Origin of the sequence: Bacillus sp. CDB3, from assembly GCF_002081505.1 — a bacterium.
Lineage (GTDB): Bacteria > Bacillota > Bacilli > Bacillales > Bacillaceae_G > Bacillus_A > Bacillus_A cereus_AT.
This window is the reverse complement of the sequence record NZ_ALBR01000034.1, coordinates 31701-42362: the sequence shown is the minus strand read 5'-3', so window position 1 is coordinate 42362 and position 10662 is coordinate 31701. Positions and strand designations below refer to the sequence as shown.

Genomic DNA, 10662 nt, shown 5'->3' with positions numbered 1-10662 from the left:
TACTACCTACCTTACTTACTTACCTACCTAACTTACCTTACTTACTAATAAGTAATACGTAACGTCGTCTACTACGTACTACGTACGAGAGCGGCTTTTATATTATCTATTTCGGTAGACGTGATAACTTTTCTGCAATTGTTCTATAAAACTCTTGAATATTAGAAAAACCTAACGTGTCTGAAACGCTTAATCCTACCATATCGAGATGATCCCAATTTGCTTTCGTTTCGATATGATTCCATTTTCCGATTTGTAAAGACCCATTACTACTTACAACAGTATTAGACGAAGGTGCAATCATAGAATTTGTATTTACTACACCGTCATTTTGCCACCAAGAAGTATCTATTAATGGTCGGTTTTCTTCATATCTTGCATAAGATCCTAAGAAGAATGCATTCCCCATTAGCACTTTATTCATCGTTATATGTGGTAGATGCAAACCTGTTATAGGTGCTGCTTGCGATGCATGTCCACTATAGGATAAGTAATATACATCCGGTTGCGTCGTTACCCAATTATTTAACTCCTTTGCTCCATCAGTACTTAAATCCCATTGACTAATGTCTTTTGTATTTTCCCAAATTGAATTATTTACAATACGATCAGTATATTGGAAAAATGACTCTCCAGCATTCTTTTTTATACCCCATTGATCCAATTTAAAATCATATAATGATAAATTATTGTTTCCACCTAAACTTGCAGCTGTAATGAGTAAATCTTTAACGAATGGTAACAGAAGACTTCCGTCCGCGAGTGTTGTACCATTGTGAGGAGTTGCTAATGTTGTAACACTATGAACATATGATTTACCACCTTCAAATAGTGGCGATATCTTTGCGTTTGGATGATTTTTCACGTAATTCTTTTCTTCATAACTTCCTTCTTTTAACAACTGCACTAAAGTTCTCGTCGTTTGTCCACCCATGCTATGCCCAACTAAATGAACTTTATTAGTTTCACTCCAATTCGGTGCAAATCCACTATAAGTTCTACCAAAACGATTATGTCCATGTTTCTCAGCATGCACCGCTCCATAATCTACTGTTCCACCGTTAATTTGCGCATATAATTCACATGCACGATCCCAGTTACTAGATACAGGCCCAACTGCTGCAGTTTGAACTATATAACCATTTCTCTTTAAATCTTCCTGTATATCATGAACACCACCCCAATATTTAACACCTAGCATTTCCTCTCTACCCCATCCAGCAAATCCATTCACTAATATGATAGGATAATTGTTTTGTTGACCCTCTTCAGCGTATGTTGTTTTCGCTGTGAATGAACAAACAGTCACTAATGCGAAAAAACATATTTTTATAAATAACTTCCCCACACTTTCTCCCCCTAATTAAACGCTTTCATTTTTCTGTGAAAAAGATTGACACAATCAGTTTTTAACTTAAACATAATGTAAAGTATTTTATATACGTTGTATATATAGAAAACATATATAAATGTTGATAAATATTAATTCAAGTTAATATTTACTTTTTACAGTATCAGCTATAGTTTCCTCATGTTAAACGGATTAAAAGATCATAAGAAAACTAATTTCACTGCTTGAAAAGGAGGAAAAAGCATGCAAATCGGATCAAACATTCATACATTATCTCAACCTACTAGAATAACTCCATCTAATCTTGAGCATAATACTATCCCTTCTACTAAACTTGAAGGTAAGAAAGCGAATGATCCTATCAAGTTCAATATTCGTTCATCTGAAAAAGAAATGAAACAGCCTGAGCATACATTTAACGAATTGGATTTATGGGAGATGTTGGAAGATAAAGGTGTTCCTTTATGGATCATACTTGAAATGCTACAAAAATCCCGTAAAGAAAAAGAAGCTCAAAATAATTCAGTTCAACATTCAAATGCGATTGAAGAAACAAGTGAGACTCGATTAAATGAAATAATGTAAATCATAATATTTGATTGGTCTATAAACTAAAAAGAGTTCGAAGTTGATAAAATTTTCATCAGCTTCGAACTCTTTTTTAAGGTTTTTCTCCAATCGTTACAAACTGAAAAGATAGTTCTCCTTCCAAACCTTTAATTAGCTTTTTTACTTTGACATTTTCATTAACCAATGTATTATCTGTCGACATTTTAGGCTTTTCGTCACCTAGAGATTTTTTCAAATGAAGAAGGTGCATTTTCGTTTCATTTGCCTTTATTTCTTTATACACACTATTTTTTGATACAATCACATACCATTGCGTTGGATATTTACGAGTGTTACCTATCCAAGCGTCACTATCGTATGAAACTGGAATCCCTTTTCCTTCTAATTCCATACTTTTCATATTCTTTTCGTCTTCATGTGTAAACAACAGCGAACCTTCTTTTGGGAATTTCGGTAACGTATCTATAATATAATTGGAGCCATTATCTCGTTTACGAAAAACTTTTTCTTTAATCAATGCTTGCGCTGTAGATTCATTTAAAATTAATACCTGTCCATTTCCAACTTTACCTTTTTTCACAGAAAACACTTCATTTTCTTTCGTAATTTCTTGATAACGATTAATAATTGGTGAAATTTTATTTTCATCTCCAATGATTAATAAACCGTTTGCAGGAAATGGATTTTCCTTTTTAGAGCATGCACTAAAACTTATTAAAAGTAGTATCGTTAACATAAAAATAGTTAAAGTTCTTTTCATCGCGTTTCCTTTCATCATACAGTTCATTTTTTCACATACTTTTGTGTAGTCTTACAAGCCTATTGCTCCATAACTTTATAAAGCTTTTGTAGGTAACGCCAACGGGTTATAAAGAAATATAAAACTTGTATACATATAAATGAAATTAAAATAACGATAGAGCTACTTAAAATAGAAAAATCGACTAATTGTTGTAATGCCGTATAAGCAACTACAGTATGAATCACTGCAACAACGATCGGTAAGAAGAACATTAATAATAACTGTCTCGTTACAACTTTTTTTAATTCTCGTTTACTTAATCCCATTTTCGAAATCATTTTATATTGCTGTTGATCTCGGTCCAAATCCGTATATAATCGGAAATAGATAAAACTAGCAGCGAATGTAAAGAAGACGATTCCGACTAAAACACTTGCCATAAGTAATAATCCATTCGTTTGCTTTGCACTTAACAACTCTATTGTTAGAGCTCGGAATTCAAAAGGTATTTCCCTAGTATCTTTATCGAATATACTAATTAATTGGTTTGAAATCTCCTTCGTTTTCATCCAATCGTCTATAACAAATCCATAAGTACGATATGGAGTACCTATATTTAGATCTTTATCATGAGGAATTCCATCATACACACGATCTTGAACAGCAATATAAATACCTCTAGTATCATGAGGTAAAACTAAATTTTCTACAGCTTTTTTCACACGAAATGTCCTTGTCCAATCTCCTTGAATGACTTCAATATTCTTTTTATAATCACCATTTTTAAATTCTTGTTTTTGGGATACCATTCCAGGGATTAATAAAATTTCATCTTCTTTTTCAATCGTTTCTTGTTGATACCCGAGTTCTCTTGCAAGTTCGTTATATTCACTTAACTTCATTACATTTACGTTACTTTCTGTATATTTATTTGAAGATGAAGCCATTCGATACGGAATATTAGCATCTGCAAGATGTTTATTTATAATAGAGAGATGTTTATCCGCTATTTTGTCATTTTCAGGACCTGTATACAGAAATGTATACGGATTTGTCATCCTTACCAAATCTTTATTTCCAAGAGCAGCTGTTGTGCCAATTGCAGTAAATGCAACTGCTGAAATAATAGATACAATAAAAAACATTGTTGCATTATCTTTCATACGGTAAATTAATTCTGAAAATGTTAATATATTTGTTCTCTTTAAAAAGAAAGATTCACTCCTTTTCGCAAGATACAATATATAAACACTACATTGTGTATATAAAAAGTACGTTCCTATAATTACTAGGAGTACACCTATTCCGAGCGTTATAAAATTGGAACTTGGGATAAAGCGAAATACTGAAAAATATCCATATCCTATACAAATTAAAGAAAGTAATGATAATAAAATTGATGATTTCGGTTCAGGTTTTGGCTTTTCCTCTGCTCGAATAAGTTCCACAAGTTCTGTTACTTTTATCATTTTAAATGTAAATAGTGAAACAATTAAAAACAAGAAAAGAAATGTGATAACTGTTAATAATACAGCCTGTACTGGTATATAAAAAGGTAAACCATTACTAATCATTAATACACTTGCACTTATCAATAAAACTAGTTTAGAAAATATGAGTCCAATGAAAATCCCTATACAAATTGAACCAAGTCCAATTAACATATTTTCTATTAATAATTTTTTTAAGCTGTCTCATTGACATACCTTGCATCATTAATATGCCGAATTCTTTCTTACGTGTTTTTAAAAATGAGCTTACTGAATATAGAATAAAGAAAAATGAGAATACAAAAATCAAGCCTTGCGAAACTGAAAATCCCAATGTACCGTATGCACTTATTGTTGCACTTGTCGATTTTAACTCCCCTTGTAAATCTGGATGAAATAATAAAAGTGCATACGTAAAGAAAATCATAATAGAAAATGCACTACTTAAAAAATGAGCTGCATATGTACGTTTATTGCGAAAGATATTATTAAATGCGAACTGACGAAAAGTCATGCCTTTTCCCTCCTAACAAAGAAAGGACATCCATAATCTTTTGGTAAAAAGTTTGCCTGCTTTCACCACAATAAATTTCGTTATATAGTTGACCATCTTTAATAAAAATTACTCTGCTACAAAAGCTCGCTGCATACGGATCATGTGTAACTAACATCATCGTTGCCTTTTCTTCTTTATTAAGAGTATCTAGCACCTCCATTACATCATTTGAAGATTTAGAATCCAAGTTCCCTGTTGGCTCATCTGCAAGTAATAATTGCGGCTTATGAACAATTGCACGAGCGATTGCTGTTCTTTGAGCTTGCCCCCCTGAAATTTCAAAAGTTCTTTTACTCAATATATCTGTAATATTTAATTTCTCTGCAATTTCTTCAACTCGTTTGTTCATTTCTTGTACAGAAACACCATCTAATGTCATCGGCAATACGATATTTTCCTTTACTGTAAGTGTGCTAAGTAAATTAAATGATTGAAAAACAAATCCTAATTGTTTCCTACGGAATAAAGCTAAATTATCTGATGTCAACTGGAAAGGATTTGTACCATTTATTAATATTTCTCCCGATGTTGGAGAGTCGATAGTAGATACCATATTTAATAACGTTGTTTTCCCGCTCCCTGATGGCCCCATAATCCCTATAAATTCACCTTCTTGAATTGATAAATCAATATCTACCAATGCTTTAAAAGGTACTTTCCCTTTATATACTTTACTAATACTTTTTGCATGTAAAATTTCCATTTATATTCTCCCTTCATTTGCACTTCTCACAATATAGTGTAAATGAATTGTCTTATAGCACATATTGATTCATCTTTCATTTATCTTACACGCTTGTAAGATAAATGAAAAAACTGATAACAAACTTATTTTCAAGCTATAACTGAAGTATATCTATCTTATAACATTTGTATAATGACATAAAATACAATGCTACTTATTTCTGGTCGCCGTGACACCTTGTAAATCTATTAATTATATAAATAGAAGTGGGATTAAGAGATGTTTATCCTCATTAATAGCCGCTGTATTCCTTGTATTCTTTATTAGCAACATAAAATATATTATAAAGAATAACTATACAACTTCAAAACGATGAACAATAACTTATAATTCATAAGTATAATCAAAAAAGTAAATAGTACATAAAAAAGCTCAGAGCTTTAGCTCTAAGCTTTTTTAAAATCATTTCATTCTATTATAACTCTTTTTAAAGAGCAATATTTTTTATCCACTCTGATTTGCTCAATAAATAATGATTATATAGTTGGTTTTCTATCGTCTGTTGGCTCATATAAGTAAATCCACATTTCTCAATAACTTTATTTGATGGTACGTTGTTAATTAAAGCAATTGCGTTGAGGACATCTACATTTGTATTTTTAAACAAATAATCAATTAACCCTTTAGTCGCTTTCGTAGCATAACCATTGTTTTGATACTCGCTTGAAATAGCATACATTATTTCTCTATTTGGTGAAGGAAGTTCTTCTTTAATGCTTGTGCAGCACCATCCAATAAATTCATTTGTGGCTTTCTTAAATATTCCCAGCTTTAATATATGATCATCTATGTTAGACATTTTTGTCACTGCATCAAGAAATGCTTTGTTTGCTGGTATTTCATCACTGATAATCCAATGAGCCCTCTGTTCTTTCGTTGATTTCCAGTCCGGCAAAAACTTTTCTATTTCCGGTTGATTTGCTATTTTATAAATACTCTCTGCATCTTTGACCGTAAACTCTTGCAAGTATATATCTCTACAATCTATTCTAAATAACTTAGTCAGACTCTCTTCTCCCATGTTAATCCCCCTCCCTTACGTTACAGCGCCTTAATCTGCTTCGTAAGTTCTATAAATCGTTCATCAAGTTCTTTATATTCTTTGTCTTTAGAAGTTAAAAAGCTTAATCTACCTAATACTTCTTGTCTCTCTGTTTCTAACGTTAAACGTAGTTCTTCAATATCATCTCTTGTTTTAGTAGGTTTTTCTAGCTGCTTTTGTATCGTATGATTTGAAAACACAAGTTTCGTATTAGTTGTTTTCTCCAGAAAATATCGATCGTGAGAAACAATAACTAATGTTCCGTTATACTCAGCTAATGTATTTTCAAGTTGTTCACGTGAAGGAAGATCCAGGTGATTCGTCGGTTCATCTAAAATGAGTACATCTTTTTCATCTAAAATATAAGTCATTAACTTACATTTCACTCGTTCCCCCATACTCATATGTTCAATCGGCTCTTTCCATTGAGAAGATTGGAACCCTAAATGTTTCATTAAATTTTGGACTTTCCCTCTTTCTGCAAATGAATCTTTAAAAAATAAATCTTCTGGCGTTTTATCAAGTGGTAAATCAAATACTTCTTGTGTTAAATAACCGATGTTTGCTGATGGTGAAATCCATGCTTCTCCTTCAGCAGTTTCCGTTCCCATAATCATCTTCAGTAATGTTGTTTTCCCGCTACCGTTTGGTCCAACAATCGCTACCTTCTCACCGTGTTGGATTGTAAAATTAACGTTTTCAAATAATGTCTTTCCATGAAAGTCTTTTTTTAATTGCTTTACTTCTAAAAAGCGTTTTCCTACTTTTTTATTCGCTTGAATAGAGAACTCGACTGAATACTCTTCTTTCACACGTTCTACTTTCGTTTTCTCAAGCTCTTTTTCGAGACGTTTTCGTTTCGATTTAACTTGTGCGTCCATTCGCTTCGCTTTTACACGATAAAACTCTTTAACTCCTTCTTGTTTTGTAGACTGTGCGTGTGCCTTTTGTGACCATGAACTTAATTCTTTTATATGTGTTTCTACTTGTTCAATCTTTTTTTGCTGCTTTTCATATTCACGTTGCTGCGTCAGTCTTTTTTGCTCACGCGCTTTCATATAACTCGTATAATTACCACTATGCTCAATTAATTTTTTATCCTCAATTGACCATATTTTTGTTGCGACAACATCTAAAAAATATCGATCATGCGATACAATGATAACTGTACCTTTCATATTTTTTATTTGTTTAATGAGAAATTCCGTACTCATCTCATCTAAATGATTTGTCGGTTCGTCTAATATTAAAACATTAGGATTTTCCGCAAATCCTTTCGCTAATCGAACCTTTAGCTTTTCACCACCACTTAAAGTATGAAAATCGTTCGTTGGCACGCCCCATTTCGCAAGAAGTTCTGCTTCTTTTGCAATCACATCATTACTAATAAAAGATTCTATTTCTTGTTCAACATATGCCGTTGTCATATTCGTTTGCTGCCATTCAACAATCCCTTTTGATGGCTCAATCTTCCCATTTATTAATTGAAGTAACGTTGATTTACCGGCACCATTTTTACCAATTAATCCGATAACATCCCCTTGTCTTACTGTAAGATTCATTTTCTCTAACAAAGTATTTTCCTTTATTTCAACATAAACATCATTTAATTTTAAAATTTCTTTCATATTACCGATCCCTTTCATTAAGGGAGAACAAAAAATCCCCCAAATTAATTTGGCAGGATTAGTCGTTAACATATTTATACCCAAATACGCTATTACGCATAATAAATAGCAATACCGTTGAATGGAATTGGGCAGACTAATCCTATTTTTTACAAATTGAAATTTATTTAATTTCAACATTTAAAAATAAGATTAGTTAATCATCGTCCACCCATCATTCCTTTCCGTCGTTAGTAACCATATTGTACCATAATAGTAATGTATGAGTAAATGTAATTATATGTACTGTAATAAAGAATGCTTTCTTCTAGGTCTAATTATCATTTCTTTACTTCATATTTAACAAGCGCAAATTACATTGGTTGTAATAAACTTCCAAGCACTCCCTCTTATATAATTTTTATATAAATTTATGTTTAATTATATATTATACATACTACATTTCTGTTCTTATAATAAAGTTATCATTTTTAAGGAGGGATTCTACAATGGAATTTAGCAAACTCGGAAACAGTGGATTAACAGTAAGTAAGATTGCATACGGGAACTGGATAAACCATGGTGGAAAAGTAAATGAAGATACTGCAAATGATTGTGTGAAAACCGCACTAGATGTCGGAATTACAACGTTTGATACTGCTGATGTTTATTCGGACACTATCGCTGAGGAAGTACTTGGCCGATCTTTAAAAGGTATACGCCGAGAAAGTATAGAACTATGTACAAAAGTATGTCATCCGACTGGACCCGGAAAAAATGATCGAGGCTTATCACGAAAGCATATTTTAGAAAATTGTAATGCATCTTTACGTCGATTGCAGACAGACTACATCGATGTCTATTATGCACATAGGTATGATACAACCACTCCTCTTGAGGAAACAATGTTAGCTTTCTCAGATCTTGTACGACAAGGTAAAGTCCTTTATATTGGCGTAAGTGAGTGGACATCAGAACAAATTACCCGTGGTGCAGCACTTGCACGAGAATTGAACATTCCACTTATCGCTAGTCAACCTCAATATTCGATGTTGTGGCGAGTTATTGAAACTGATGTAATACCAACATGTCAACGTGAGGGACTTGGTCAAGTTGTTTGGTCTCCCCTTGCACAAGGTATTCTCACAGGAAAATATCAACCTGGTAAACCAATACCGAATCAATCACGTGCTAACTCTGATGCTGGTAAACCATTTTTCCAAAAACTCGTGCAACGTTGGATGAGTGATGATGTACTCACTGCAATTCAGAAACTTAATCTCATCGCACAAGAAACTAATCTTACCTTATCTCAACTCGCTGTTGCTTGGGTACTACAAAATCCAGCTGTTTCCTCTGCAATTATTGGTGCATCAAATCCGGAGCAAATAAGAGAAAACGTAATTGCGTCTAGTGTTAAATTACAACCTGAAATTATGGATCAAATTGATGGTGTACTAAAAGGTTTCATTGAGTACGATCCGAGCAAAACAGGTTAAAATATCAGTGAATTCTCCCTATAAAGAAGCTTTCCTTTCCAAATCCACACTGCCCATCCTATAAAGATGGGTTTTCATCTTTTACATTCATATTGTGAAGTCGTATAAACCTCTCTAACAACTGTTAAAAAGTTCTCTAACACAACAGACTTTTCATCTAGTCTCCATCCAGCATATAAATTTATTTTCGGGGTATTTTCTTGAATTTCTTTATATATGACTCCCGATTTTTTATAACTTTCCACTGATGATGGAACGACAGAAATCCCCATTCCTGCTGCAACTAAATTCACAATCGTTTGCATTTGGATCGCCTCTTGAACAATATTTAAACTTACTCCATGTTCCCAAAAGTAACTAATAATTAAATCATAAAAGTTAGTACCGAAATGACGAGGAAATAAAATAAATGGTTCATCAACTAATGATTTGATTGAAATGCTAGGTAACGAAACTAAAGGATGATCTTGATGCAAAACTAATTTTAAACATTCTTCAGAACAAACTTCGGAAGCTAATATTTCATTATTCTGCTTGGAACGAATAAATCCAATATGAATTTGTTTTTCATATAGCGCTTTTATTTGCTGGTCTGTTGTCATCTCGCGTAATATAAGCTGAATTTTAGGAAACCGTTCTCGAAATTTTTTTAATATCTCTATTACGGTTTCTGTAGAATCGACAAAACCTATTATTAAATGTCCTATCTTCCCTTCATCCGCAAGCTGTGTTTCTTTAATGGCTCTATCTACTTGAAGCAACGTTTGCCGCGCACCTTCTAAAAAGATCTTTCCAGCATCAGTAAGTTCAACCATTCGTTTCGTTCGATGAAAAAGTTGAACTCCTAATTCTTCTTCTAATTTACGAATTTCTTGACTTAAAGGCGGTTGTGCCATCATAAGACGTTCTGCTGCACGACTAAAGTTTAATTCTTCTGCTACTGTTATGAAATATCTCATTTTACGAATGTCCATTACAATCCCCCTACCATAACCGAATAATAAACAATTCGCTTTTACTTCTCTTAGGTAAATAATTCTTTATTCCCAAGTGGTACAAA

The 10662-nt window shown here is 32.7% G+C and carries 8 protein-coding genes and 1 pseudogene; 2 read left to right on the top strand and 7 right to left on the bottom strand.

The features are described 5' to 3' along the window. Window positions 1-106 precede the first annotated feature (106 nt). Window positions 107-1348, bottom strand: a complete 1242-nt coding sequence (locus CDB3_RS10810; protein ID WP_128854482.1) for an esterase/lipase family protein — start codon at window positions 1346-1348, stop codon at window positions 107-109. 246 nt (window positions 1349-1594) lie between these two features. Between CDB3_RS10810 and CDB3_RS10805 the strand changes: the two genes are divergently transcribed. Then, on the top strand, window positions 1595-1936 hold the full coding sequence (locus CDB3_RS10805) for a DUF3914 domain-containing protein (RefSeq protein ID WP_128854481.1): 342 nt from the start codon (window positions 1595-1597) through the stop codon (window positions 1934-1936). A 76-nt stretch (window positions 1937-2012) separates the two neighbouring features. Here the strand turns inward: CDB3_RS10805 and CDB3_RS10800 are convergent, their stop codons facing one another. The 5 genes and pseudogenes from CDB3_RS10800 to abc-f form a co-directional block, all read right to left on the bottom strand. After that, window positions 2013-2696, bottom strand: coding sequence for a lipoprotein BA_5634 family protein (locus CDB3_RS10800; RefSeq protein WP_256869745.1), 684 nt, complete (start codon window positions 2694-2696; stop codon window positions 2013-2015). A 44-nt stretch (window positions 2697-2740) separates the two neighbouring features. Beyond that, window positions 2741-4667, bottom strand: a pseudogene (locus tag CDB3_RS10795) (ABC transporter permease). Continuing rightward, the gene (locus tag CDB3_RS10790) at window positions 4642-5412 is read right to left on the bottom strand and encodes an ABC transporter ATP-binding protein (protein WP_128854479.1); all 771 of its coding nucleotides are present in this window, start codon (window positions 5410-5412) and stop codon (window positions 4642-4644) included. The pseudogene CDB3_RS10795 and the gene CDB3_RS10790 overlap by 26 nt, the downstream one beginning before the upstream one ends. A gap of 469 nt (window positions 5413-5881) precedes the next feature. Further along, window positions 5882-6475, bottom strand: coding sequence for a GNAT family N-acetyltransferase (locus CDB3_RS10785; protein ID WP_128854478.1), 594 nt, complete (start codon window positions 6473-6475; stop codon window positions 5882-5884). A gap of 20 nt (window positions 6476-6495) precedes the next feature. Then, on the bottom strand, window positions 6496-8124 hold the full coding sequence (abc-f, locus tag CDB3_RS10780; protein WP_128854483.1) for a ribosomal protection-like ABC-F family protein: 1629 nt from the start codon (window positions 8122-8124) through the stop codon (window positions 6496-6498). 488 nt (window positions 8125-8612) lie between these two features. Between abc-f and CDB3_RS10775 the strand changes: the two genes are divergently transcribed. Next, a complete protein-coding gene (locus CDB3_RS10775; RefSeq protein ID WP_128854477.1) occupies window positions 8613-9602 on the top strand; it encodes an aldo/keto reductase family protein in 990 nt (329 codons plus the stop codon). A 74-nt stretch (window positions 9603-9676) separates the two neighbouring features. Here the strand turns inward: CDB3_RS10775 and CDB3_RS10770 are convergent, their stop codons facing one another. Beyond that, window positions 9677-10576 carry a LysR substrate-binding domain-containing protein gene (locus tag CDB3_RS10770; protein WP_128854476.1) on the bottom strand — a complete coding sequence of 300 codons (900 nt, stop codon included), beginning with the start codon at window positions 10574-10576 and terminating at the stop codon, window positions 9677-9679. Window positions 10577-10662: the final 86 nt, after the last annotated feature.